At 52.9% G+C, this 26,157-nt stretch carries 19 protein-coding genes; 5 read left to right on the top strand and 14 right to left on the bottom strand.

Annotated features, from left to right (window positions below; genetic code table 11):
• The first annotated feature begins 26 nt into the window (after positions 1–26).
• Positions 27–1,775 (top strand): methyl-accepting chemotaxis protein, encoded by a 1,749-nt coding sequence (locus tag ABIE48_RS13120; RefSeq protein WP_354519028.1) that lies wholly within the window; start codon positions 27–29, stop codon positions 1,773–1,775.
• Between the two features lie 181 nt (positions 1,776–1,956).
• Here the strand turns inward: ABIE48_RS13120 and ABIE48_RS13115 are convergent, their stop codons facing one another.
• Complete coding sequence (locus ABIE48_RS13115; RefSeq protein WP_192714318.1) at positions 1,957–2,121, bottom strand: hypothetical protein; 165 nt, start codon at positions 2,119–2,121, stop codon at positions 1,957–1,959.
• Between the two features lie 239 nt (positions 2,122–2,360).
• On the opposite strand from ABIE48_RS13115, the gene ABIE48_RS13110 reads away from it, so the two are divergent.
• The 3 genes from ABIE48_RS13110 (at position 2,361) to ABIE48_RS13100 (ending at position 4,907) form a co-directional block, all read left to right on the top strand.
• A complete protein-coding gene (locus ABIE48_RS13110) occupies positions 2,361–3,281 on the top strand; it encodes a nucleoside hydrolase (RefSeq protein ID WP_192714319.1) in 921 nt (306 codons plus the stop codon).
• 232 nt (positions 3,282–3,513) lie between these two features.
• Positions 3,514–4,356 (top strand): sialate O-acetylesterase, encoded by an 843-nt coding sequence (locus tag ABIE48_RS13105; RefSeq protein ID WP_192714320.1) that lies wholly within the window; start codon positions 3,514–3,516, stop codon positions 4,354–4,356.
• The gene (locus ABIE48_RS13100; RefSeq protein WP_145020150.1) at positions 4,353–4,907 is read left to right on the top strand and encodes a PadR family transcriptional regulator; all 555 of its coding nucleotides are present in this window, start codon (positions 4,353–4,355) and stop codon (positions 4,905–4,907) included. Before ABIE48_RS13105 ends, ABIE48_RS13100 begins: the two co-directional genes overlap by 4 nt.
• A 578-nt stretch (positions 4,908–5,485) precedes the next feature.
• On the opposite strand, the gene ABIE48_RS13095 is transcribed toward ABIE48_RS13100, so the two are convergent.
• From ABIE48_RS13095 to ABIE48_RS13060, 8 genes are all read right to left on the bottom strand, one after another.
• Positions 5,486–6,367, bottom strand: coding sequence for a glycoside hydrolase family 43 protein (locus ABIE48_RS13095; RefSeq protein ID WP_192714321.1), 882 nt, complete (start codon positions 6,365–6,367; stop codon positions 5,486–5,488).
• Positions 6,368–6,379: 12 nt separating this feature from the next.
• Positions 6,380–8,029 carry an MGH1-like glycoside hydrolase domain-containing protein gene (locus ABIE48_RS13090; protein WP_192714322.1) on the bottom strand — a complete coding sequence of 550 codons (1,650 nt, stop codon included), beginning with the start codon at positions 8,027–8,029 and terminating at the stop codon, positions 6,380–6,382.
• 138 nt (positions 8,030–8,167) lie between these two features.
• Positions 8,168–9,487: an ABC transporter substrate-binding protein gene (locus tag ABIE48_RS13085; RefSeq protein WP_192714323.1), complete on the bottom strand. Its 1,320-nt coding sequence runs from the start codon at positions 9,485–9,487 to the stop codon at positions 8,168–8,170.
• Between the two features lie 108 nt (positions 9,488–9,595).
• The gene (locus tag ABIE48_RS13080; protein ID WP_483312686.1) at positions 9,596–10,429 is read right to left on the bottom strand and encodes a carbohydrate ABC transporter permease; all 834 of its coding nucleotides are present in this window, start codon (positions 10,427–10,429) and stop codon (positions 9,596–9,598) included.
• A gap of 12 nt (positions 10,430–10,441) precedes the next feature.
• Positions 10,442–11,356, bottom strand: coding sequence for a carbohydrate ABC transporter permease (locus tag ABIE48_RS13075; protein ID WP_192714325.1), 915 nt, complete (start codon positions 11,354–11,356; stop codon positions 10,442–10,444).
• Between the two features lie 62 nt (positions 11,357–11,418).
• Positions 11,419–13,038, bottom strand: a complete 1,620-nt coding sequence (locus tag ABIE48_RS13070) for a response regulator transcription factor (RefSeq protein WP_192714326.1) — start codon at positions 13,036–13,038, stop codon at positions 11,419–11,421.
• Positions 13,013–14,839 carry a cache domain-containing sensor histidine kinase gene (locus ABIE48_RS13065; protein WP_192714327.1) on the bottom strand — a complete coding sequence of 609 codons (1,827 nt, stop codon included), beginning with the start codon at positions 14,837–14,839 and terminating at the stop codon, positions 13,013–13,015. Before ABIE48_RS13065 ends, ABIE48_RS13070 begins: the two co-directional genes overlap by 26 nt.
• 258 nt (positions 14,840–15,097) lie before the next feature.
• A complete protein-coding gene (locus ABIE48_RS13060; RefSeq protein WP_192714328.1) occupies positions 15,098–16,396 on the bottom strand; it encodes a Gfo/Idh/MocA family oxidoreductase in 1,299 nt (432 codons plus the stop codon).
• A gap of 124 nt (positions 16,397–16,520) precedes the next feature.
• On the opposite strand from ABIE48_RS13060, the gene ABIE48_RS13055 reads away from it, so the two are divergent.
• Positions 16,521–17,384 (top strand): helix-turn-helix domain-containing protein, encoded by an 864-nt coding sequence (locus ABIE48_RS13055; RefSeq protein WP_192714329.1) that lies wholly within the window; start codon positions 16,521–16,523, stop codon positions 17,382–17,384.
• Positions 17,385–17,487: 103 nt separating this feature from the next.
• Here ABIE48_RS13055 and ABIE48_RS13050 read toward each other — a convergent pair whose 3' ends face one another.
• The 5 genes from ABIE48_RS13050 to ABIE48_RS13030 form a co-directional block, all read right to left on the bottom strand.
• A complete protein-coding gene (locus ABIE48_RS13050) occupies positions 17,488–19,896 on the bottom strand; it encodes a glycoside hydrolase family 95 protein (RefSeq protein WP_192714330.1) in 2,409 nt (802 codons plus the stop codon).
• A gap of 27 nt (positions 19,897–19,923) precedes the next feature.
• Positions 19,924–21,588 carry an ABC transporter substrate-binding protein gene (locus ABIE48_RS13045; protein ID WP_192714331.1) on the bottom strand — a complete coding sequence of 555 codons (1,665 nt, stop codon included), beginning with the start codon at positions 21,586–21,588 and terminating at the stop codon, positions 19,924–19,926.
• Between the two features lie 69 nt (positions 21,589–21,657).
• A complete protein-coding gene (locus ABIE48_RS13040; RefSeq protein WP_145020180.1) occupies positions 21,658–22,578 on the bottom strand; it encodes a carbohydrate ABC transporter permease in 921 nt (306 codons plus the stop codon).
• Positions 22,579–22,603: 25 nt separating this feature from the next.
• A complete protein-coding gene (locus ABIE48_RS13035; protein WP_076169336.1) occupies positions 22,604–23,458 on the bottom strand; it encodes an ABC transporter permease in 855 nt (284 codons plus the stop codon).
• A gap of 301 nt (positions 23,459–23,759) precedes the next feature.
• Positions 23,760–26,072, bottom strand: coding sequence for a helix-turn-helix domain-containing protein (locus tag ABIE48_RS13030; RefSeq protein ID WP_192714332.1), 2,313 nt, complete (start codon positions 26,070–26,072; stop codon positions 23,760–23,762).
• Positions 26,073–26,157: the final 85 nt, after the last annotated feature.

Raw genomic sequence — 26,157 nt, 5'->3', positions numbered from 1 at the left:
ATTCCAATCCGAGAGGGTGCACAAACGTGAAGTCAAAGAAGATATTTAGATTCCGAAGTTTAATGGCGCTGAGCACGCTGCTGCTGGCCGTTCTGTTCGTCGTCGTGATCAGCGCTCAAACGTGGATCTCCTATAATGAGCAGAAAAGTCTGTTCCAGGAACGGTTTAAGGGGCTCGGAAGCGTTCTTGAGTCCCAGCTGGATACCAATATAAGCCAAGTGAAGCAGATTGCCAAGGCGGTAGCCAATCATGAGCCGACGGTTACGGAGCCTTTTCAGGTCATTCGCAGTCAGCTGAAGGCGATGGTTAGCAAAGACCAAGGCATTGGCAACGCCTATATTCTGACTACAGAAAAAATAGAACGCAGCGGTAATAGAGCCGTTATGAATTTGCAGGGCCCGGATGATCAAATGCTGCAGCCGGGAACTGAATACGTGATGCCTGCTTATTTTGAACATGCTTTTGATCAGACGATAAAAGAAGGCTCGGCCGTAACCGTCCCTTACGACGATGAGTTGGGGACCTGGGTGACCTATCTTTCAGCCGTGACAGATGAACAAGGGAACATCGTCTCGGTCTTCGGCATCGATTTCGACTATGACGGAATTCAGACGCGCCTCTCCGAAATCCTTTGGACAAGCCTGGCAGGTGGAGCCGTGTTCCTCGTCGCAGCCATCATTATCGTATCGGTAGCTGTCCGATATGCCCTTAAACCCCTTCGCCGACTGGCGGAAGTGTCCCAAATGGCTGCCGAAGGCGATTTGACCGTCAGTATCCCGGTCAAAAGCAGAAACGAGATCGGCCAAGCGGCAGATGCGTTTAATAGTATGGTTTCGAGCTTGCGTGAGCTGGCTGGCAATGTTCAGCATACTTCCATCGAAGTTACCGATGAAGCCAAGCTGATGCAGGAAAGTGCCCAGCAAACGGCGCAGGCCACTAACGAAATTACCGAAGCGATCAGCCAGGTTGCAGCCGATTCGGAGACGCAGCTTCATAGCTCGACGGAATGCCAGCGGGCCATGTCTGAAATGGCTGCGGGCATCCAGCGGATCGCGGAGTCCTCCAGCGTTGTCTCGGATCTTGCTGTGAATACGACCGAGCGCGCAGTCGAAGGCGAATCCGTCATGAAGAAATCACTGGAGCAGATGCAGACGATTGAGAACAATTTGTCCGATTCCGTTGGAACCATGCGGGAGCTGGAAGAGCTGAGCCGGCAAATCGGGGGAATTCTGGCCCTCATTGCGGATGTGGCCAACCAGACGAACCTGCTGGCACTTAACGCTTCCATCGAAGCGGCCCGGGCTGGCGAGCACGGCCGCGGATTTGCCGTGGTCGCCCAGCAAATCCGAAAGCTGGCAGAGCAGTCGAAAAATTCCTCCGAACAGGTGAAAGAAATCCTCGAAGGCATCGGAGACCGGACGAATGAGGCGGTAGCTTCCCTCCAGCGTTCTTCCGACGAGGCCCGCATGGGTACGCAGATCGCGCTGCAGGCAGGCGACAGTTTCCGCGCCATCGTGCAGGCCATCCGCGAAGTGTCCGCCCAGGTCCAGGAAGTATCTGCTGCCTCGGAGCAGATGTCCGCGGGCAGCGAGGAAATTGCGGCTTCGCTGGAAGAGCTGGAGCGCATCACCACCTCCTCCGCCATGCAAACACAGCGCGTTGCGGCTTCTTCCGAGGAGCAGCTCGCATCGATGGAAGAAATCGCGAGCTCTTCCGAGCAGCTTCTGACGATGGCGCGCAACCTGTCGCAAATCATCAGCAAATTCCGGGTATAGCTCAATCATCTGCAAAAAGGGTAAGCCATTAGGCTTACCCTTTTTTAACGGAGATGTCCTACCCTGCTGACCCCGGTTTCTATTTCCCCAATCCCTATTCCACCTTAAAATGATTTGCACAAAAAAGCTGCGACGGATCGCAGCTATAGATTATTGATTCTAATGATTCAACCTCTAGGACTCAAAAGGATAAAATACCTTCCATGATTCGTACCAGCATACCCAGAGCATTCTCTGCGAAGTAGATCGAGTGATCGATCAGCCGCCCGAAGCAGGAAATCAGAATGATAAACAGCATGACGTAAAGTGCGATATTCAATAGATGGTTTTCACGTTTGTCTTCCATTACGGTTCACCTTCACTTTCCCTTTCCTTATTTATTCAAAGTATACATGTGAACCGGCTTGCCACCTATTGATTTCACTTACACCTATCTTACAGACTTGTAAGTTCCGGGGGTGATCCGTCACCTACAGAGTTGAAAATTTAGCTGCATTTAACCAGCTTGCCCCCCTGTTTCTGTGATATATTGAGGTTAAAGCTGGAAGTCCAAATCATGCAGTGGAGAATAGGAGGACGTAAAGCGTGACCATATTTCCTCAGATCACAGACGATGAACGAATCAGACGGCTGCAGCACCCTGGAAGACCGGTAAGAATCGTTTTGGATACGGATACCTTTAACGAAATCGATGATCAGTTCGCTGTCATCTATGCCATGAAATCAAGCACCAGCGTTACAGTCGAAGCCTTGTATGCCGCACCTTTTTACAACGAACTGTCGGAAAGCCCGTTGGACGGCATGGAAAAAAGCTACCAGGAGATCTTGAAAATCCGGCAGCTTGCCCAGCGGGAGGATATCCCCGTGCACCGGGGATCAGGGAGCTATCTTCCCGGCGCTGATGTGCCTGTGGACAGCGATGCGGCACGGGATTTGGTCCAACGGGCTCTGGCCTCTTCACCGGACGATCCGCTGTATGTCGTTGCGATCGGAGCCATCACGAATGTGGCCTCGGCCATTCTGCTGGAACCGGAGATTATCAACCGGATCGTTGTCGTATGGCTGGGCGGCCATTCGCTGAATTGGCCGGATACGCGCGAGTTCAACCTCGCGCAGGATCTGCATGGCTCAAGGCTGCTGCTCGGCTGCGGTGTCCCTCTTGTTCTCGTCCCGTGCATGGGAACGGCATCTCATCTCCTGACGACCCTCTCGGAACTGGAAACCCATATTAAGCATAAGGGAGAAATGGGACAATATCTCTATGACACGTACCGGAATTGTTCGCCTGATCATTACGCGTATTCCCGCGTCATCTGGGACATCTCTGTCATCGCCTGGCTGGCTGTTCCGGAAGCCTGCCCCAGCATTTTGATTCCCAGCCCGCGAATCTCAGAAGATTTCCGTTGGGTGAATGACCCTACGCGGCATCAGATCCGTTATATTTACCATGTGAACCGGGATGCCGTATTCCGCGATCTGTTCAACAAGATTGCCGAAGTGAAGTAATTTCTTATGAGCTGCTGCTCCCTTTTATAGGAAGTAGTCGGCTCTTTTTTAAGGCTAAGTTAAATTCTAATGTTGATTTGTGACCATATGAATACCGCCTTTGTGAAAAGGCGGTTAATTGAGTTATCGTTCCCGTTAGTGTAAAGATAATTCAATTGACTATAGTCTAATCAGACTATATAATGTTTTTAGTCTAATTAGACTATAGTGATTGTAAAGGAGTAATTACGAAATGATAAAGTCATTCTTAATGTTGGGGCAGTCGAATATGGCGGGTCGTGGATTTTTGCATGAAGTCGATCCTATCTATAATGAAAAAATAAAAATGTTGCGCAACGGACAGTGGCAGATGATGACAGAGCCGATTAATTACGACCGTCCGGTTTCCGGTGTAAGCCTGGCGGCATCTTTTGCCGATGCCTGGTCGAAAGCCAACCCCGATGAAGAAATTGGTTTGATTCCTTGTGCGGAAGGCGGCAGTTCCTTGGATGACTGGCATCCGGAAGGCATCCTTTTTCAGCATGCTTTGTCCGAAGCCCGCTTCGCTCTGCGTTCCAGCCAAATCTGCGGAATCCTATGGCATCAGGGTGAGAGCGACAGTTATCGTTCGCTACATGAAACTTATTATGAGAAATTAACCCTTATTATCGAGACCCTAAGAAACGATTTGAATCTTGATGAGGTGCCGTTGATCATTGGCGGACTTGGCGATTTCCTTGGGAAGACCGGTTTTGGACAGCATGCGACAGAGTATCGACAGGTCAATGAACAATTGCAGCACTTCGCTAACAAGCAGGAAAATTGTTATTTTGTAACAGCGGCAGATTTGACGGCGAATTCTGATGGCATTCATTTAGATGCGGTTTCGCAACGCAAATTCGGCTACCGCTATTTCGAGGCTTTTTCGAAAAAGTGTCATGTCATGGAACCCATCCCTGAGGAAGAGCAGTCGCTGAAAGTGAAGCGAAACTATTCGAAAACAGAACAGATTTACCTTCACAGCATAGATTTGGCTTCGGGTAAAATCACGTACGCAGAATTCGAGGCGCTTATGGCGAAGGTGATGCAGCCTTGATTCCCTTACTCATCCTTGGCTTGCTCATCCAAAACCCTGGCGCTCACGGCTATGATCTGCTGGCCTTAATGGAAAAACGCCATTACAATTACATTGTAAATTTCACAAAAGGCTCGTTTTATTACAATTTGCAGCAACTTGAAGAAAAAGGTTGGATTGAACAGATTCAGCAGAATCCTTCAACCAGTGGGCGCGAAACTCGGAACTTTAAAATCACCGAATCGGGAATGGCTGAATTTGAAAAATTAATGGTCAAATACGGCACCAAATCGGAATATGTGAACCTGCAATTTTATGGGGCGCTTCTCTTTGCCGATGAATACGACAAAAACAAATTGCTAGAACTGATCCAATCGCAAATCGACCAGACTAAAACCCGAATCGCGCTCCTTGATGAATACCTATCCAACACACAAGAACTTCCCGGCACAATTGATTACTACCGCCGCATGAACGAAAATTCCCGTTCCCATCACTTGATTAACTTAAAGTGGTTTGAACAATTGAAAGCAGAAATAGAGGGACTGTTGCATAATAGAAAAAGAAGCTAAATAAACCGGCCCCCATAGAATAGACACTTTGAAAAAAGTGGTTAGGCTGTGGGAGCCTTTTTGTATACTGGTAATGGCTTCTAAAGATTCACATACTTAGTCATTGCTTATGCCACGATATTTGGCTTTTCCGTCTCGTTTACATGGCTTCTTTGGTGATGTTCCGCTTGCCCAAACAAACCCATCTTTGTGCTTCTGCTCTTGGATTTCGTCAATTGAATGTCCGTCTTTTAAAGTTTTTCTAATCATTCGACAAAAATCTTGATTAATTTCCGGAATTCTGTTTAATTATAGTTGATTAACGAATGTGTATGGGGGTGACCATTCCAATTTGAATAAGGAAATGATTCTTTCTGCAGCTGAAACGAATACAGAAATTACGATTCATCTGGTGAGCGGAGAGTTCTATACCGGAATTTGCCATAGAACCGACGACCCCCGGACATTCGTTATCGTTTCAAATGACCGTAAACCTGTCATCGTCCCCTTTTGGACCGTCAAACGCGTTCAATTGGTTCATTCATAAAGACTCTGCCAGTATGACTGGCGGAGTCTTTCTTTATAGAATTCTTAAATTTTCAGCGAAGCTGAATGAACCCTTCTGCTTCCTCAATCCGCAGAAATAATGGGCGCTCGTCAGGTGTACGGTTGGGAGCATGAAGGGTCAATACAAGCTTACCGTCAAACGTCCGGAATACCATGCCATGTCCTCCGTCATTCCGATACAGCGCTTCCGGCTGATGAATCCATGGTCCGGAGACGCCCCCTGTCGCCGAGCGAGCAACACCCAGCGCATACCGGTTATCGATAAAGCTGGCCCACAGCATGTATACATGGCCGGATTCACCACGGAACAAAAAGGGGCCGTCCGTGACATAATTGACCGTTTCCTTGTAACGCGGAGACTCGTAAGGCGTCGTCCACGGCGCATCAGATGCCCGAAACAGTGTGATTGGTATTCCGGTCGGCTCGGATAAATCGGTGCTCAATCGCATCGCGCACACTTCGCCGTCCCCGACCTGCTGCCATTCGTGACAGAAGATCATCCATGGCTGCCCTTCTGCGTCCATAAATAAGCTCCCATCCAGTGAACTCCAGGCTTCCGGAGTGACAGGGCCGCTGCTGTGAGGCACGAAAGGCCCCAACGGACCGGGTGACGACAGAACCGAAGTGCCAAGACGCCCATTGTCGCGCCGGCGAAACGTGGCGAACATATAGAACTTATCGTGCAATGCATAAACCTCAGGTGCCCAAAAATTCGTATCGGAATTAAAATCGGCTCCCGGCCTGAATACAGGGTGCGGCCCGTCCCAATCCTCCAGATCGTTGCTGATATAAGCGTCGAATCCGGTTCCAGGCCCCCAAATGTTAGCATCCGTGCTCCCGTATAAATAGTATCTGCCTTCCTCGCGGAGGGGTAATACAAACGGGTCCCGAATCTGAATCTCCTTCCTGTTCATAGCAACACCTCCTTAAGAATATGTCGGATAAATGATGCCAGCATCTCTGGCTTGTTTCAGTTCTCCATCGCTGTACTTGAGATACTCATTTCCTTTGACCGAAAAAGGGATGCTCCGGCCTTTCCATTCCAATCGGCCATCAACTGTCCGCACACTCATTCCAAGAATACCTCGCAGGCTTCCCTCCCGGTCTGTAATGACCCGGACGCCGGAAGGGAATTTCATATAGGCTTGACCCTCCCGGTAAATGACAGACCTGTCACGCATATTGACCAGCTCATAGAGCACCCTGTCTACGGATCGTGCATAAGCCGTTTCGCCGGTGACCTCCTCTCCATGATCCATCGCAGAAGGGAGAAGCCCCGTAAACCAGACTTCCCCATCGGGTCTAGGCAGGATTCCGCAAACCCGCTCCACGTAGTCGAGCAGGCACAAGATAGCAGGCGAATAGGCTTCGGTAAAGCCCTCTTCCCCTGTCCAGGGACTGACGGTCTGCGCGAAACGCTCGGCCCTGGCCAATGAACACAAGATCGGCTGCATGGCCCATGTCAGCTCGACATGCCGGTGATGATGCTCAAAGGCATGCGGAGCCCGGATCAGGCTGAGGAAGTTGGACGGCCCCGCCCAGCTGTTGTAGCTGGAGAACGGGTCGAACCGCGGATCATCCATCGCAATGGAGGTAAAGGGATATTTGGCAAAAAACTTGCGCGTGTTCAGCAAGTACCGCGACAGCATCGCATCAAAAAATTCTCGGTCACCGACTTCACAGGCGAGTACGCGCAGCAGAACATCGGACTGAACGCGGACAAACCGGTTCTGACGGTCACGGTCGTAGAAAAGGGCGTCTTCCTCGTCAAAACAGTACCGGAAGAGGCTGTCAGCACTCTGCTTAGCTTTGGAAATCCACCCCTCGCCAGGCAAGCCCAGCTCCTCGGCGATTTTGGCCAAATACAAACGCTGACAATATACGTTCGCCGTAAGGTCCGGCGCCAGGAACGGTAAAACCGGCGAACCGGAATCGAACCGGCTCGGATCGCCATGGTGTGGCGTGTCCGGCACATGCCAGAAGCGCGGCGACAGATCATGCCCCGTATCGAAAGCCGAAAATGCCTCGACACAGCCGGTCCCCCGGGTATTACGATGTGCTGCCAACCAGACATCATAGCGTTCCATCGCCTGGTACATCATCCGCAGAAACGCATGGTCCCGCCCCTGCAGCAAATAATGATTCCAGACGCTGCGGGCAAGCGGGGTAACAAGCTGGATTTGGCGGTAAGCCGGCCCGTCGCCCGTAATTTTGTAAGGGAGCAGACCATCGGCCCGCTGGTACAGCGCAAAGGAGCGAAATGTCGATTGCGCCACGCTCGGCAGGAAACGTGACAGCAGCTCCGCGTTGATCGTGCCGGTGCTCTCGAGCCAGCAGCCAAGATAAATCCCTCCTTCCTGCAGCATCGGTACGCCGCCAACGACAGCGATGCAGTCAAGCAGCCTGCGAATCGCCTTGTAATAGACACCTTCAAGCTTGCCTTCGGAAGCGGCAAACCGGACACCGCTCCGTCTCCACTCGGCAGCAATATCTGAGTCCTGCGCTTTCCCGGGCTCTCCAATCCACTGTTCCACATTCACCGCCCTTAATTTATCTAACAGCGCCTTCTCATCCACGATCGTTCTCCTCGCTTTCCGTGTCTCTTCTATCAGAAAAAAGCCCCGCCAAGTCTCTGCCGCAGCGGATGACCTTTCGGGGCCATTGATTATGGGATCGGCGTCATCCCGCCGGATCTGCCGGATACTGCCGGATACTTACTGATTGCTTTGGAAAATTTTTACCGTTCCCGCAAAGAAGTCGGACACCGCTTTTTCCACGTTTTCTTTCCCGAAGCCGATCAGCTGGACCGTATTATCCGCAAGCTTGATAAACTCGGCGTTCCCCGGCGGGTTGTAGCTGATGGCAAAAGGCTCCTTCTTGTTCGCTTCGGACACGCGGCTCGTGAAGTCATAGACGATCTTGTCGGCTGCGCTGGCCTCGGCCTCCAGCGTCTTGCGGCCTTCCGCCGTCACCGGAACGCCCCGGTTGCTGCCCAGTATTTTCACAGCCTCCGGATCGTTAATCCAGAAGTCCATCAGATCGGCCACTTCCTTCGGATGCTGGGTCTTCGCGTAGCCGGACATACCCTGACTAGATTCGAACACCACACCGGTGCCTTTCGGACCGCGCGGTACCTGCACCATCGTCAATTCATCCTGTGTCAGGTTTTGGTACGAGGCCAGCATATTGGAAGGTAGCAGGGTCATTGCTACTTTTCCTTTGATAATCAGAGACTTGCTCGCATCATTCGGCGGATTGGAGACCTGAAGCTCCGGCGTGACTACGCCTCCTGCCTTCGACGTTTGGTCCCAGTACTGGAACCATGGCAGAATATCGGCTTCCTCAAAACCAAGCTTGTTGTTTGCCATGTCATACAGCTGTTTGCCGTTCTGCTTCAAATAAATGTCCATGCCGTCGGTTGTGAAATTGTAAGTCCCATAGTAGCCTTTGCCCAGCTTGTCGGAAATTTCCTTGCTGATCCGGGCGTAATCTTCCCAGTTCCAGCCATCCTGCGGCACTTCGATGCCGGCTTTCTCAAAGAGTGTCTTGTTGACAACGATCCCGCGGGCGTTGGCGCCTGCTGAAATATGAACCAGCTTGCCGTTAATCGTTCCGTACTGCACCATCGTCGTGTCCATATCGTCAAGCTTCAGCCCACTGCCTTTATAAGGCTGGAGATCCAGCAGAACGCCTTTGTTGGCGTAGTCCACCACATTGCCTCCCAGAAAAAATACGTCTGGAGCCGTTCCCGAAGCCAGCTGCGTGTTCAGCTTGTCAAAATAACCGTCCTGCGGCGAGAACTCGCCCACGACTTTAATATCCGGATGCTTCTGCTCGAACAGCTCTAGCGCCTTATTCGTCAAATCCGCCCGCGCCTGGTCCCCCCACCACATCATCCTGAGCTCGACCTGGTCGCCTCCTGAATTCGCTTCTCCGCCGGATCCGCTGGAAGCGGCCGGGCCACCCGAACTGCCGCATGCCGACAGCATCACGGTCATGGCCGCCAGCACAGAGATGAACCATCTTTTTTTCATGTTTCATTTCTCCTTCGTCGCTATAAATTATAAAGCGTTTGCACATCTCTCGGTCTTGCCCCTGACTGCTTCTCTCCTCATTTCGGTCTTAACGGTCTCGTCAAAGCGTTATTTCAGCCCTGTCGTCGCGATGCCTTCCAGGAAGTACCGCTGGAACATTAGGAAAATCAGCGTGATCGGCAGCAGCGACAGCACCGAAATGACGAGCAGCGCCCCCCAATCGGATGAGCCCGACGGATCGTACAGCGCCCGGATGCCGAGCTGTACCGTAAAAAGCTTGATATCGCTGATATATATCATCTGGCTGAAGAAATCGTCCCACGTCCAGATAAATGTAAAGATCGCGGTTGAGATCAGCGCCGGGGTCAGCAGGGGCAGAATGATCCGCAGGTACAGCTTGCCCTGGCCGCATCCGTCGATCGTCGCGCTCTCGTCCAGCTCCCGCGGGATGCCGCGAATGAACTGAACCATCAGAAGAATAAAGAAGGAGTCGTGAGCCAGCCATTTGGGCAGGATCAGCGGCGCAAACGTGTTAATCCAGCCCAGCTTGCTGAAAATGATATACTGCGGCACAAGCGTCACATGGTACGGCAGCATGATCGTCACCAGCATCAGCGCAAACCAAATCTTTTTCAGCTTGAAATCCAGCCGGGCAAAGGCGTAAGCCGCAAGCGAGCAGGTCACGATGTTACCCAGCACGCAAAGGATGGAGATGAGCGCCGAGTTGCCGAAGAAGCGGCTGAAGGATACACCTTGGAAGCCCTTCCATCCATTTTTGTAATTATCGAACGTAAAGCTGTGCGACCATAGACCGGTATCGGTAAAAATCGCTTGATTTGGCTTAAAGGAGCTGCTGAGCAGCCACAATACGGGATACAGCATTGCCAGTCCGACCAGGAGGATCAGCACATGCCTGATCGCCTTCGAGTAAGTTCCTTTCATCGTCAGCATGGCTTATCTCCCCTCTTTCCCGTCGCCGTAGAACACCCAGAAGCGCGACGTGGCAAAGATCATGCCCGTAAAGACGGCAATAATGAGCAGCATGATCCAAGCCAGTGCCGACGCATACCCCATATCAAAATAGGAGAAGCCCTTCAAGTACAGGTACAACGTGTAGAACATCGAGGCATCCAGCGGTCCTCCATGACCGTCGCCGATAACGTAAGCCGGCGTAAACGCCTGAAACGAGTTGATCATGCTCATGATCAGATTAAAAAAGAGAACGGGCGTCAGCATCGGCAACGATATACTGAAAAACTGGCGTATTTTCCCTGCGCCATCCACTTGGGACGCTTCATACAGATCGGCTGGAACCTGCTTCAGACCCGCTAGAAAGATGACCATCGCCGAGCCGAACTGCCAAACCGACAGCGTGACGATCGGATAAATCAGGTAATCCGGGTTGGCGATCCATGCAGGCCCTTCCAGGCCGAACCATCCAAGGAACGCATTCATGACGCCTTCGCTGTCAAAGATTTGCCGCCAGACGATGGAGATGGCAACACTTCCTCCAAGAAGGGACGGAATGTAATAGACGGTCCGGTAGATGCCCAGTCCGCGAATCCCCTTGTTCAATGCCAGCGCTACGAGCAGCGCAAAAATGATGCGGAGCGGAACGGACAACAGTACGTACACGAACGTCAGCTGCAGCGAATGCGTAAACGTCGCGTCATTCATAAAGATCTGCTTGAAATTGGCGAAACCGATCCATTCGGGCGGACGCAGCAAGTTGTATTTGGTCAGGGACAAATACAGCGAACCGAGCATCGGTCCGAGCGTGAGGCAGAAAAAGCCGATGAGCCATGGCAGCAAAAATGCGTACGCCGTGCGGTTGTGCGTATGGATCGGCAGCCTGCGTGATGTTCGCATCGCGAATCCTCCTTCTGATGTTGGTAAGAACATCATAAGCAAGATGCGGCACGCGCTGAATTCTATTTCTTCGGCACTTCGCTATCAATTTTTTCAGGTAACCTCTCTCTCGGTAATCTCTCGCGATAATCGGAAGGAGAAACGCCGTAAATCTTTTTGAATTTCGAGCTGAAGTAGCTGGCATTGCTGAAGCCCGTAAGTTCGGCTATATCCCACAGGCTGAGCTGGGTCTCCTCCAGCAGCCGGATCGCCTGTGTCATCCGCACATCGGTCAAGTACTGAATGAAGGTGCGCCCGATCCGTTTCTTGAACAATTCCGAAAAATAAGAAGGATGATAGTTAAAACGGGCAGCCATATCGCTCAAGTTCAAATCTGATGCATAGTGGTCATCAATATAGCGGCGGACGGATTCGATCAGGTTGACATCGGCAGCGTCGGCGCCCTCTTCGCGCTGTCTGGCGATTTTCCGGGCGATCCCTGCAAGGTACGAGTACGCTTTATCCACCGAATCCAATGAATAGGCCAGCTCCGGCCGGATCCACAGCTGTTCTCCACTCTCGATCCTGACGAGCAAGTCGCTTGCTGCCGACTCCAGAGCCAGGTACAACTGAAAAATGACTTTCACCCTACTGGCCGCAGGCCCTGTAAAAGCCTGCTGCAGAATGGGACGGACGGCCAGATCAAACGCAGCATATTCACCCTTGACCAAGTACCGTTCGATGACTTTGATTTCATCCGCGCTTATGGACGTTTTGTCGGTGGATTGGAGAAGGGATTCTGCCGGCAAACGGCTGTCAGCATAGTTCCAGTCCACAAGCGATGAGAGGTAGCCGTCCTTCCAAGCCTTGAAGCCTGTTACGGATTGGCCGATGCCGAAGCCCAGCTCAAATCCAAGCATTCGCTTCACTTCTGACCGGAGGTGATCTGCAAAAGAGTACAGCCATTCCACGGACTCTGTGGTGACCACATGAATCAGCCCCGGATAATGCCCGTCCCGGAACATTTCGCAATTTCCGGCTGCGTCGTCTGCCTTTTCACGGCAGATCATTTCCAGCGGGAGGAGGAATTGATCGGGTGCCCGATCCGTCGCATGTCTGATATCCCTCACTTTCAGGCCGAGGGTCATAAAGCGCACTTGATGCTCATCCCACCCGCCAAGCCCGAATCTGCGGGCGTGGTCCGTAACGGCGCTCTCCGGCCCGGATTCCCAGCGGACGAGCCGGAGGATAAATTGCTCCTTCATCTCCCTGTAATATTGCGACAGCTCCCACTGCGTTTTGGCCTCTAGCTGCGATTTTTCCCGTTCCCGTTTCAGCTCAGCGGTGACGTTCTTCAGGACGGAATTCAGCTCATCGCGGGCAACAGGCTTCAGCAGGTATTCGCTCGCCTGAGAGCGGAGTGCGGCCCGAGCGTACTGAAAGTCCTCATAGCCGGTAATGACGATGACTCTGACGTTCGGCCAGCGTTCCCGGCACACTTCCATAAACCGCACGCCACCCATGAGCGGCATGTTCATGTCGGTAAGGACGATATCAATATCACCGTTCTCCAGAAGGGACAGCGCCTCCGCCCCGTTCGACGCTTCGCCGGCCAGCGCTATGCCAAGACCGTCCACATCCATCTTGAGCCGCAGACCCTGGCGGATCTCCGATTCGTCATCCACGATCAATAAACGATACATCGTTATGCACCTCCCGGATCGGTAACAGCAGTTCAATTCGCGTTCCCCCGCCAGGCTCTGCATCCAGATGTGCCTCGAACAACGAGCCATAATACAGCCGGCACCGCGCAAGTACGTTACCGAGTCCGATCTGCCGTTCCCGGCTGGCCAGAATTTGGTCCGGCCGGGCGGCGGCTGCTTCTTCAAGCACCTCGCGGATCTGTTCCTCCGTCATCCCGGGCCCGTTGTCCGTGACGGACATGACCACATGGCTGTCCCTTCGGTACACCCTGACGGATACACGAGCTTCAGTCCGATGCGCAAAACTGTATTTTACGGCGTTCTCGAGTAAAGGCTGAAGGACAAACTTGACACATGCGGCATGCTCCGGCAGCCCGTCCTCTTCCATGGACAGCCAGAGCCGATCCCCGAAGCGGATGCGCAGGATGGAAGCATAATCATGAACGTATTTCAGCTCCTCTTTCAAGGCGACCAAATCGTCGCTGATCCGCAAGCCGAAGCGCAGCATTTTTCCGAGCGACTCGATGACCTTCACGGTATCGTCCGTACGCCTCTGCATCGCAAGGCTGCTGAGCAGCTCCAGCGTATTGAACAAAAAATGAGGATTAATCTGCATCAGCAGCGCCTTATATTCGGCCTGCTGCCGGAGCAGCTTCAGTTCGAATTCGGTTTTGATATGCTGCCGCAGCCTGCCGATCATGTTGCGGAACGTCGCTGTGGCAAAGCCGACCTCATTTCGGACGGTGCCTTCCAGAGGCAGCCGGCTCTCCGCGCTGTCAAAATCCCCCCGCTGCACATGCCGCATGGCGGAGACAAGCCTCGACAGCGGCCGCGTAATCCCGTTCGACAGCCAGAAGGCGACGAAGAGCGAGATCAGCAGCAGCGCCGCCGCCAGCACCATAATACTGTTGCGCAGCTTAAGCAGCGGCGCATACAGATCGCTCTCCGGGACGATGCCGACAAGCATCCAACCGTTTTGAGCCAGCTTTTTATAAACGAGGATTTGCGCATCACCCTGGCTGTTCCGGAAATAGACGACGCCCTGCTTGCTTCGCCCTGCCTGCGCCCTGGCGACCTCGTTCTTGGCAAGATTGGCGCTCGTTTCATAATCCGCTTGGGTCAGGAGCGGGCTGCCGTGCTGATCGATTAAATACATCGTCCCGTTCTCGCCCAAATGGATCCTGCTCAGCGGCTCCAGAAAATAATCGGCGCTTACGTTGACCTTCAGAACCGTTTTCGCCTGCTTCGGTTCAAATGCCCCGATCGGCATCAGCATGCTGACGACTGGATGGTCGCTGCGGCGGATTTTCAATTCCACATCATCGGTATGGGCCGCTATCCAGCGGACCGTCTTGTCCCGAAACTGTTTGTACCAGGACTGATCCAGAAAGGACCTTTCCTTGATGACCTGGTTGTCCATGCTGACCCACACGCCTTCCCTGCGATACATCGCGACCGATGAGATGCTGGTATAACTGTTGGTCGTCTGCGTCAGAAACTTGCTCATCTGGATATGGGCAAGCATCTTCTCCCCTTCCGTTGCCGACGTGTCCGATGCGATGTTATCCCATGTATCGGTCTGGTCGCTGTTAAAGACCAGGGAAGCCAAGTCGTAAATTTGCGTCTGCACCATGTCGATGTAGGAACCGTATTCATTCATTTTCTCCAGCGCGGACGATTCAATATAGGAACGGATAATTGTTCGTGATTCGTTAAAAATGAGAAGAGACAATACACCGAACGACAAGACGAACAACAAGACGAAAAATAATATCAGCCTGCTTCTAAGCGAGTAGAACATGACGAACCTTCCTCCCCTTAATTTGACAGCGCTTTCGCGATACTGCTGAACACATCATACCAAATCAGGTTTAACCCTGTGTGCCATGCCTTTCCAGCACTCCATTTTCCGGCAGCAGTAAGTCCCAGGACCATCGGCGAAAATGACAAAGACACTGATCTATACCGGTCAGTGTCTTTGTAACTCTTACCGCATCGGGCAGCCAAAGGCCACCATGGCTGCCTCTCAGGTGGCTTCGACCCTTATTCGAGGACCATGTTACTTTGCCCCGTAAAACCTTACCAGATCGTCGACTTTCACCGGAAGTCCGGTGGAGATCGATTGATTGGCGGCAATGCCCGTCAGGATTGAGCGCGCGCCGTCAATATGGTTCGCCGCCCGATGGAATTTATCTTCTACAGGCACGCCGAAAATATCGTTCAGCAGCACAGGATCGCCGCCGCCGTGCCCGCCGGCCCCTTCCTCGAAGTCCGCCTTGTAAGGCTCGCCGAACATGGGGAATACCAGGATATTGACGCCCTTAACCGCTCCTTCCAGCGCTTTGTCTCCGCCGGAATTGACATAGGACTGCTCGATTACCGTCATTTCGACCCGGCCCTTGGTGCCGTTGAAGGCGATCCGGTATCCTTCCCACGGCATGTAAGCATTAAGAGAATAGGTCAGCTGTGCTTTATTTTTGTACCGGACCATAACGCTCATCGTATCCTCGATCGAAATCCCGTCGCCGAATACGCTTTGATCCCGGCGGTAGCCGTCCTCCCACTCCGCGTCGAGGTACATCGCTTTCAGATGCGCGTTGCTGTCCAACGAGAGTGCAAACGGATCGTCCTTCGCGTTCGGATGGCCTGTTGCCCGGTCATAAAACTTGGTGATTCCGCGCTTCTCGGCATTTTCCCGTCCGTAAAACAGCAGGTTTCCCATCGCATAGACGGTTTCGGGCTCAGATCCGATCCAGAAATTAACCAGGTCGAAATGGTGGGTCGACTTATGTACGAGCAGACCGCCGCTGTTGCGCTTATCCCGGTGCCATCTGCGGAAGTAATCGGCGCCATGCTGCGTATTAAGCAGCCACTCGAAGTGAACCGACGTCACATCCCCGATGGTTCCGTCTGCAATCAGCTCCCGGGCTTTCGTATGATGAGGCGCATAACGGTAGTTGAAGGTGACCCGAACGTTACGTCCTGTTCTCTCCACCGCGTCGAGAATGTCCTGGCATTTGGCCGCGTCGACCGTCATCGGCTTTTCCGTGATCACGTCGCAGCCGAGCTCCATCGCCCGGATAATATAGCGGTGATGCGTACGGTCCACGCTGGTTACGATGACGAAGTCCGGCTTCTCGGTCCGGATCATCTCGTCAAAAGCTTCGGTTTTATACGTTCGTACCGCGTGATAATCGTACTTCTCCGTCAGCAGCTTGTTGGCATAATCCATGCGAGTCTGATTCACGTCGCAAAAAGCGAGCAGCTCCGCCGACTCCCGGAAACGTTGGGCAATCGCACCGTAAAAGAATTCCGCTCTTCCGCCTGCTCCGACCTGCACATATGTTTTTTGGGCCATATCATTCCCTCTCCTTCTATGAATCTGTTTATTTGCAGATTACTGCAAAATTCGCTTATTGTCCCCGCATTTTATGCTAGAATGATGAAAACCCCGCATTTATTGCGCTTGTGGAGGATCGATTATGGCTTTATACCAGGAGTTGCGGTACGGAAACGCGTCCGATCCCTTTTCTGTTGAATATAACCGCCGCAAAGGACACTTCTCCATGTCGGAGGATCATATGCACAAACATTACGAGCTGTATTATTTGTTTGGCGGCGAACGCTTTTACTTCATTAAAGACCGGGTGTATCGGGTGCGATCCGGAGATTTGGTGTTCATCCCAGGTAACGAAGTGCATAAAACCTCGGACACCGGTGTGCCGAACCATGAACGCATCGTCATTTATGTCAACGAATCGTATTTCGAGCCGCTCCAGCAGGATGAGACCGAGCTGCTGCTTGCTCCGTTTCACGGTCCCCACCGCGTGGTGCATCTACCGGATCAGGACAAGCTTCGGATCGAGCAGCTGCTCTATGAAATGCTGCGGGAGATTCAGGACGAGGCTCCCGGATACCGGATGGCCGTCCGGCATGCTGCGGGACAGGCATTGCTGTTTGCGGCCAGGCAGTCCGCAGCGTACAAGCAATGGGTCCCCGAAGACTCGGTCTCTCCCGCCGCAGCCCGCATGAACGATATCGCCAGCTACATCTCGGAGCATTACCGGGAGCCCCTGACTCTGAGCGGCCTGAGTGAACAGTTCTACTTGAGCCCCAGTCATCTGAGCCGGTCGTTCAAGAAGTATACCGGTTTTGGCCTCATCGAATATATCGGCATTACCCGGATCAAGGAGGCCCAGCGTCTGCTGCGCGAAACAGACGAACGCATCATTCGGGTGTCGGAGGATGTGGGGTTCGAGAACTTTTCGCATTTTGAAAAAGTATTTAAGTCGGTCACGCGGATGTCTGCCCGCAGCTACCGCGCCGGTTTTCGGCGCAGGGAATGAAGCAGACTGAATCTTTGGCCATTCAAACGAAGGTGTCCCTCGCGTGACCAGCTCCATTTCCAAATGAAAAAGCCCTGCCGAAGATTCGGCAGGGCTTCAACAATCAGAGCCTTCCTTGTTGAACGGATGGCTCAAGCAATAAGCGGTACGTCATACCCGCAGTCGTAGAGAATGAGTACAAGTTCTCTCCAGTCTGTTGAACAGGAATGCTGTTTTCATCCGCCAAGATCGTCAGCGGATTCAGCGAATAGATTGACAGGGTTGATCCGGCATGGGAGACAATCTCAGCTTCCGCAAACCTTCCATCTTTCCAATCCAGGCTGACCTCAAACCCTCCGCGCGCGCGAAGGCCCTTCACAAATCCGTTCGGCCAGGAAGCAGGCAGAGCCGGAAGGAATTCCAAATATCCCTGATGCGACTGAAGCAGCATTTCGGCAATGCCGGCCGTCGCCGCAAAATTGCCGTCAATTTGGAACGGTGGATGGGCGTCGAACAAATTCGCGTATACCCCGCCATGGTGATAATTATCCGGTTCATCTTCGCGGACGAGGCGCAGCAGGTTGGAGAGCAAAGCAATCGAACGGTCGCCTTCACCGAACCGGGCCCATAGGGCGACCTTCCAGCCGAGACTCCAGCCTGTTCCGTCATCGCCCCGCCGTTCCAGGGAACGGCGGGCGGCCTCGAATAAATCCGGAGACTGCCGCTTGGTGAGCTGCCGGCCCGGATACACGCCGAACATATGGGATGCGTGACGGTGGTTGACATCCTCGTCTTCGAAATCCTTGGACCATTCCTGGAGCTGTCCGTACTTCCCGACCTGCAGCGGCAGGAGACGCTCCCTGGCCTCCAGCCACTCCTGTCGCTGCGCTTCGTCTTCTTCCAACGTCTCGGACGCTTCAATTAAGTTGGTGAGCAGGTCCCAGATCAGCATCAGATCCATCGTCGATGCTTCGCTGACCGCAGCCAGACCGCCCGCCGGCGTTCTGAATTTATGCTCCGGCGACGTTGACGGCGAAGTGATAAGCCGGCCGCTGCCATCTTCATGCAGCCAATCCAGGCAAAACAGAGCCGCTTCCTTCATCACCGGGTAGGCATGTTCCCGCAAATACTTCTCGTCGCGGCTGAATGCAAAATGCTCCCACAAGTGCTGGCACAGCCAGACACCGCCCATCGGCCACATGCACCATACCGGATCGCCATGCCCGTAATCGCCTACGGGGTTGGACATCGCCCAAATGTCCGAATTGTGGTGGGCGGTCCAGCCGCGGGCGCCATAGTGAGTCTGGGCCGTTGTCCGGCCGTTCCGGGACAAGTCGCCGATAAAGCAAAGCAGCGGCTCATGCAGCTCGGCCAGATTCGCCGTTTCGGCCGGCCAGTAATTCATTTCTGCATTGATATTCAGCGTCCAGTTGCTGCTCCAAGGCGGACGCATCTCCTGGTTCCAAATTCCCTGCAGATTCGCCGGCTGGGTGCCGGGCCGAGAACTAGCGATCATCAGGTATCGGCCATAATGGAACAGCAGCTCCACCAGTCCCGGATCGCCGGCTCCATAGCGGACAATCCGGTCCTCTGTCGATAGTTCTTCTCCTGCCTTGCTTACCCCAAGCGACAACTGGACCCGGTCGAACAGCGAGCGGTGATCGGCAATATGCGTTTGGCGCTGACCCTCATAATTGCCTTGAATGGCTCTGTCCAAATCGTCCTTGGCGGCCCGTTTTTCATCTTTGCCTTGGCTTCCGGGCAGTTTGTCGAAGCCGCTAAAGCTCGTCGCGGCGCTGAAATAAAGGGTTACCGCCGTCGCTCCTTGAACGCGGATGTCAGTTTTGCTGACCGCTGAGCTGCCGCCCACCGTTACAGCCGCCAGGCATCCTTGAAAACGCACCGCTTCCGTCGTATCCGGATCGCCGTAAATAATGGGATCATCGCTGCGGTAATAATTGGGCCAAACCTGTTCCGGCGCGGTACCCCGAAGGACTAAGGTGCCGTTCTCCGCCTCCGTCACACTGCGCAGCGGACTGCTGAGCGCTGCCCGAAAATTCAGCTTCCCTGCCTCGCTGGAAGTCAGACGGACGACCAGCACCTGGTCCGGATGGGATACAAACATCTCCCTCGCATACACCACCCCACGAACCGTGTATTCAACACGGGTAATGCCCTCAGCGAGATCCAGCTCTCTTTTGTAGCCCGTAAAAGGAACTTCTCCATCCTGCTCAAACTCGATATGCAGATCTCCGAGCGGGAGATAGGACTGGCTGTAAGCTCCCATCATTCCTTTCGACGCGCGGTCGGCTTCCTCATATTGCCCACTGCGGATCAGTTCTCGCACCCGGGGCAATACCTCCAATGCCTCCGGATTATTCGTGTCCCGCGGATATCCCGACCACAGCGTGTCTTCGTTAAGCTGGATCCGCTCTTCGGCCACGCCTCCGAACACCATGGCGCCAATCCGGCCGTTGCCAATCGGAAGCGCTTCCGTCCATACTGTAGCAGGTTTGTCATATTGAAGTTTCATGCTTCCCCTCCGGTTCAAAAGTTCGTATTATTCTGCTTTTTTGGTCGTGTCATAAGCCTGCTGCATGATTTCCAAATACCGCTTCAGATTTAATGCGTCCAGCCCTTTGACGTAGGCATCCCAGTCTTTGTCCAGATTCTTGGCGCCGGTAACAAACTGCAGGGCATTTTGATCGACGTAGTCCTTTATATTTTGCTGAAGCATGCTTTGCTCGTCGGCAGCCGCAGGATCGATCCAGACCGACCAATTGGGATAGACCTCCTTAGGTTGTTTATTCTCGTACAGGTAGGTCGCTTCCTGCAATCTGCGCTCATAACCCGAATTTTTATAAATATCGGTTTCCTGAATCCAGCCATCGCGGAACTCCCGGGTATGGTTGTATTGGGCGGTGGCTCCCCACGCACTGTTTCGCGGCTCGGAGCCCGCCGGCTGCTCCAGCGTTTTGAAAATCGGTCTCGCCTTTTCATTCAACGGCACGTCTCCGTCTTTCGGCTTTACCCAGTCCTTGCCCTCCTCGCCATAGTTGCCCAGCAGCTGTCCCTCTTCGGTATAAATGTAGTCCAGCATTTTGATGGCGGCGATTTGTACCTCTTTGCTTGCTTTGTTGGTCAAGACGAAGGTAGCTCCCGGCTCGACCGGGTAATTGAACGTGGCATATGCGGCATGGGGCCCCTGCAGCGGAGGAATGGCGTCGTAATGGGAGCTGTACTTGTTGCCATCCCCGGTATCTGTGAAAATCGCCGGATGCATCGATGCTCCTGCACCCAGAAGCTCGGTTGCGGTATTGTTGCCGATCAGCTTGAACGCGTCGGCGTTCTGTGTGAATGCCCCCGGGTCAATCAAGCCTTCGGCATACAGCGACCTGGCATAGGCAAGTCCTTCCTTCCATTCCGGCTTGTTGGCCGCGATGTCTACTTTATCGCCATTCACCGTCAGATAGTATTTATCGTCATCATAGATAAAGCCGTTCATTAGAAAAGGTAGAATGTGCACGCCAAAATTTTCGATGGAACCGCTCAGAGGAACCTCGTCGGCTTTGCCATTGCCGTTCGGATCCTTAGTCTTGAAGGCTTCCAGCATCTTCTTGAAATCTTCCGTCGTTTTAGGGACCTCCAAATTGAGCTTCTTCAGCCAGCTGGTGTTTACCCACATTTTGTTGGGGTAAGAGCAGTGAAAACACTCGTTCAGCATGGTCAGCCCGTAGATGTTGCCATCCGGCGCGATGGACATCGCTTTGTAATCCGGGTGATCGTCCAGCGCCTTCTTGATATTGGGGGCGTATTGGTCGATCAGGTCGTTCAGGGGAAGGATCACGCCCTGCTGCCCGAACTTCACCAGATCCGATTGGGAGAACTTGTCGACCCACGGGATCAGCATATATAAATCAGGGTAGTCGCCGCTGGCGAGGGAAATTTGGCGTTTTTCCGCCGCGCCGTCATAGGGAACCTCAGTAAACTGAAGCTTAACATTTGCTTTTTTCTCCAGCACCTTGGTGAAGAGGTTCGTTTTATAGTCGATGTTGCCGTCGGTATTGACGAACACGCTGATCGGAACGGTTCCGCTTTCCCCGCTTGTACCCGCAGATCCGCCTTCCGCTCCCGAATCATTCGGTGTTCCACCCCCGGAACAGCCTGCAAGGACAAGCATCAGTGCGATCAAGCTGAACCAGCCCCGGTAAACACGTTTCTTCATGAATACTACACTCCCCTTTTCATGAATAATTGAAAAGCTCTCCTACGAAATCGTCCATTCAAACGCGTGTTAGCCCTTAATCGAACCGATCAGCATCCCTTGAACGAAATACCGCTGAATAAAGGGATACAGGATCAGTACAGGCAGGCTTGCGACCACGATGAGAGAATATTTCATCAAATAGGCAAGCTCCTGCCGCTTGACCTGCTCGCTTGCGTCCATATTGCCGCCTGAGAAATTTTGAATCAGAATGCTGCGCAGCGTTAACTGAAGCGGATACAAGTGCTGCGACTTCAGATAGATCAACGCGTCGAAAAAGGCGTTCCACTGCGCGACCGCATACACCAGCGTCAGCACGGCCAAGATCGGCTTGGACAGCGGAATGACGACACTGAGCAAGAACCGGATATCGCTGCAGCCGTCGATTTCGGCGGCATCGTTCAGCTCTTCCGGAATGGATGCTTTAAAAAAGGTGCGGGCAATAATGACCTGAAATACGAAGATCGCATTCGGCAGGAGCAGCGCCCACCTTGTATCGATCAGATGCAGGCCTTTGACGACGAGATACGTTGGAATCAGGCCCCCGGAAAACAGAAAGGTGAACGTGATGAACATCATGAGCACATTGCGTCCAAAGAACGTCTTTTTCGATAACGGATAGGCGATCGCCACCGTCAGGATGACGCTGATCAAGGTCCCGCAGCAGGTATAGAACAGCGAGTTTCCGTAGCCGACCAGAATCTGGTCGTTGCTGAAGACCGTTTTATATCCAGCAAAAGAGATATCGACCGGCCACAGCCAAACTTTGCCGGATGCAACTGCCTGCGGGCTGCTGATTGATGAGCTGACGATATAAATGAGCGGGTAAAGTACGGCAACAAGTATCAAACTGAGCAGGATGTAGGTGATACCGAGGAAAATGCGGTCCCCCGCGGATTCGCGAATTTTCCTCCTTGTCGATATGGAAGCGGTCGTCTGTACAGCAGCCATAGCCTCCCCTCCTTGTTCATTGGAATTACCACAGGCTGTTCTCGGATATCCGGCGCGAGACGGCATTGACCGCCACGAGCAGAATCAGGTTGATCACCGAATTGAACAAGCCCACGGCTGTGGCAAAGCTGTAATTGGCGTTCAGCAAACCGATTTTGTAGACATACGTGGAAATGATCTCTGAAGATTGCAGGTTTAACGGGTTCTGCATGAGATATACTTTCTCAAAGCCCAGCGACATGATATTGCCGACGCTTAAAATCAGGATGATGACGGCGGCCGGCAGAATACCCGGAATGTCCACATGGATGATTTTTTGCAGCCTGGAAGCCCCGTCCACTTTGGCCGCTTCATAGAGCGACGGGTCCACGCCAGCCAATGCCGCCAAATAAATGACACAGGAGTATCCGGTGGTTTGCCACACTTCCGACCATACGTAAACGGATCTGAACTTGGTCGGGTCGCCGAGAAAATTCGTGGATTCCATGCCCATTGCATTTAGAATCACGTTCAGCAGTCCGAGCCGCGGAGCCAGAAAGATCATAATAATGGAGACCATGACGACGGTCGAAATAAAAAACGGCGCATACGTAATCAGCTGTACCGCTTTTTTGAAACGGAGGCTTCGCACCTCATTGAGCAGCAGTGCCAGAATGATCGGGATCGGAAAAGTGGCTGCCAGCTGATACAGAGACAAAAACAACGTGTTCTTGATCAGCGTCCAGAATTGCGGATTGTTAAACAGCATGTCGAAGTACTTCGTCCCCACCCAGGGGCTTCCCCATATCCCCTTGGTCACCTGGTAATTCTTGAATGCAAGCACCGCGTTCGCCATCGGGAGGTATTTGAAAAGAATAAAGAACAGGACCGGCGGTATCACCAGTAAATACAGCTGCCAGTGCTTCCTCAGACTTTTCTTGGCTTCCTTCCAATAATTTTTGGAAGTGCTCCTCTCCCGGGTCTCCGTCTGCGGCTGAACCGATACAGCCTTCACAAGCATATTCCCCCTTCACGTTACGACTCCGGAGCCGTTTGTAATGGTAGCGCTTACAGAATTCATGGTAAAATCTCCGCGCCACGACCGTAAAGGTACAATTGCGGCGAATGCATCCACAACCCGACCGTACAATCCGCGATCAAGCGTACATTTTTCGATGAAAGCGCATTCTACCGGTACTTAATCAACGAGCGTCCCCTAATTCGGCCGCCTCCCGGAACATGCTCGGGGAGATCCCCCGGACCCGCTTGAATGCCCGCCGGAATGAATGTGCGCTGTTATAGCCGACCCTTTCGGCAATATCGTCGATTTTCAAAGCCCGGTTCAGCAGCAGCTCGGACGCTTTATCGATGCGCAGCCGTTCTAAGTAATCGAACCAATGCTCCCCCTCGCTTTCCTTGAAGACTGTTGAGACATACTTTTCCGGCCTTCCAACCTGCTTGGCGATGTGATACAGCGTCAGGGCAGCATCCCCATATGCAGACTCAAGATAATCCTTCACCTGCCGTACCGTCTGATGATGCAGGGCGTTCTTTTTCTCTTCGACCATTGAACAATAGAGACCGATGATTTCGCCCATTTGCCCGAGAAGCCTGTCAATCCCTTCAAACGGCTGGATTTGAGCGATCCGGCACTGGAGATTCTCTGTGAACTCGTGATCATCTCCCGCCTTTTGATCCAGCAGCTTGAGCAGCGTTCCCTTGAGTTCGCCGATCAGCTGCTCTGTCATTTCACGGGACAGCTCCCTCTCCTGAAAATTCCGGAAGGCGATGTGTTCGAGGATCCGCATCGCTTCCCTGCCGTCTCCTGATTTGATCGTGTTCAGCAGCCGCGTTTCCGTTTCGATCGGATAATAGAATAGCGACGCGTCCCTGCTTGAATCCTCATACCGAATGACGCCTCCCTCATCGGTGAATGCCGCATAGTCCAGAGCCTCCGCCGCTTCGCCGAACGAACGTCCGACATCCGCAAGCGCCTCGAAGGGCCTCCCCATTCCGAACTGAACGGGCATGTGATAATGGCTGAACAGCGTACCCGCCAGATCCTGCAGCCTTTGTATCACCAAGGCCTCATCCTGGGCCAGCTTGCTTGTGCGAAGCAGCAAAAAGGCCAGCTTGTCCTGCCCCCAATCCGTTACCAGTATATCGGGATCGGCCTCGACTAGGGACTGACGCACGATGTAACGGGCCACACTGGATTCCGCGAGCGATTCGCGGCTGTCTGACCCGCCGTAGGTGTTGATTTTAGCCAGGCCGGCGTAACCTGATTCACCCTTAATGTTCACACCCGCTTGTGCGGAAGCGGCGGCCAGTTCTTCTCCGTTATAAAATTCCCCGACCAACAGCCGTTTGATGAACGCGTCGCGGATTAACGGCACCTGGCTGTGGAGATCTTGTTCCAGCTGTCTGTTGCTCGCAATCAGGCTTGAAATGTTTCCCGCGATAAAATCGTAATCTTGGATGCTTGCACTGAGTTCCAATCCAAGCTGTTTCTTGAGTGAATTTATCAGATTGTTGATCGGAGCGCTGCTCCGGTATGCCAGCACAAGTCCGATGACAAGTCCTGAAATCAATGAAATCGCGGTAAGTATTCCGGTGATGTTCTTGATTCGGTTCGCGTTGACCATGAGGGCGGATTTCGGGACGCCGGCCGTGTAGACCCAGCCGCTTAATTCATCCCGGATGGATATGAGCAGCATGTCATCCGCCGCACGGCTGATATCGCCGGGTTTACCTGAAGGAATATTTCGGATTTTGGCTATGTCGCTGCCAGTGATCCCCTCAGACAGGACTGTTTCTCCATCATGGTTCCTGACGAATGCCCATCCTCCATATTGATTGGTTATCCCTGATAGAGATGCGGACATTTTCTTCGTATCGATCAGGACCACGACGGAGGCGAGAGGTGTATCGAAGCTGTTCAGGGGCAAGGCTTGCACGAAGGTAACCACCGTTTGCTGGTGTGTCTTCGTCACGTAATCGTGCTGGGGAACGACCATGCTGAGGTTGCTCTTCTCGAGAAAGTTCTTTTTCCAAGTCTCAAAGGTCATGCCTTCATAATGGTTCGATTCGTAAAACAGCTCCGGCCGGTAATAGACCGTGCTTGGCGTAAGCACCAGATGGCTGTTGCGGAGGTAGATGTAAAAATTCGAAAGGAAGTCGTTGGTCTGGCTGTAGCTTGCGATATCCCGCATCATTTTCCACAGACCGTATACGTCGTAATTCTGCTCGTCCGAATGCGAAGTCATGAGCCTGGCTAAATCCTGATTAATGGCGAGCTGTTTGGTAAAGCCCTGTACTTCAGCGAGCCTGCGCTCCATCAGATCCTTGCTCTGCTGCAGCGTCATGATGCTGGTCTTCAGGGAACTTTGCTCCGCTACATCGATCGATGTCCGGTAAGACACATATCCCGCAATCAGCGGGATCATCAGCACGATCAGATAAGACATAAGGAATCTGCGAAATACCGGCGAAATGTTCAGCCACACCTGTTTCATGGAACCACCTGACCTTTCATGGATATCGAATGAGTCAGCCGCCTGCGGCTTGTTCCTTACAAGCACCGCTAAGTTGAGAAAAACG

Origin of the sequence: Paenibacillus sp. OAE614, from assembly GCF_040546645.1 — a bacterium.
GTDB classification, from domain to species: Bacteria; Bacillota; Bacilli; order Paenibacillales; family Paenibacillaceae; genus Paenibacillus_AQ; species Paenibacillus_AQ favisporus.
The sequence above is the reverse complement of the archived record's forward strand: the minus strand, read 5'-3'. Positions and strand labels throughout refer to the sequence as shown.

Coding starts and splice junctions, on each gene's coding strand:
- ABIE48_RS13060 (WP_192714328.1), bottom strand. CDS start 16,396: ATGGCCCAAAAAACATATGTGCAGGTCGGAGCAGGCGGAAGAGCGGAA.
- ABIE48_RS13050 (WP_192714330.1), bottom strand. CDS start 19,896: ATGAAACTTCAATATGACAAACCTGCTACAGTATGGACGGAAGCGCTT.
- ABIE48_RS13055 (WP_192714329.1), top strand. CDS start 16,521: ATGGCTTTATACCAGGAGTTGCGGTACGGAAACGCGTCCGATCCCTTT.
- ABIE48_RS13070 (WP_192714326.1), bottom strand. CDS start 13,038: ATGTATCGTTTATTGATCGTGGATGACGAATCGGAGATCCGCCAGGGT.
- ABIE48_RS13075 (WP_192714325.1), bottom strand. CDS start 11,356: ATGCGAACATCACGCAGGCTGCCGATCCATACGCACAACCGCACGGCG.
- ABIE48_RS13115 (WP_192714318.1), bottom strand. CDS start 2,121: ATGGAAGACAAACGTGAAAACCATCTATTGAATATCGCACTTTACGTC.
- ABIE48_RS13085 (WP_192714323.1), bottom strand. CDS start 9,487: ATGAAAAAAAGATGGTTCATCTCTGTGCTGGCGGCCATGACCGTGATG.
- ABIE48_RS13095 (WP_192714321.1), bottom strand. CDS start 6,367: ATGAACAGGAAGGAGATTCAGATTCGGGACCCGTTTGTATTACCCCTC.
- ABIE48_RS13105 (WP_192714320.1), top strand. CDS start 3,514: ATGATAAAGTCATTCTTAATGTTGGGGCAGTCGAATATGGCGGGTCGT.
- ABIE48_RS13040 (WP_145020180.1), bottom strand. CDS start 22,578: ATGGCTGCTGTACAGACGACCGCTTCCATATCGACAAGGAGGAAAATT.
- ABIE48_RS13030 (WP_192714332.1), bottom strand. CDS start 26,072: ATGAAACAGGTGTGGCTGAACATTTCGCCGGTATTTCGCAGATTCCTT.
- ABIE48_RS13080 (WP_483312686.1), bottom strand. CDS start 10,429: ATGAAAGGAACTTACTCGAAGGCGATCAGGCATGTGCTGATCCTCCTG.
- ABIE48_RS13045 (WP_192714331.1), bottom strand. CDS start 21,588: ATGAAGAAACGTGTTTACCGGGGCTGGTTCAGCTTGATCGCACTGATG.
- ABIE48_RS13065 (WP_192714327.1), bottom strand. CDS start 14,839: ATGTTCTACTCGCTTAGAAGCAGGCTGATATTATTTTTCGTCTTGTTG.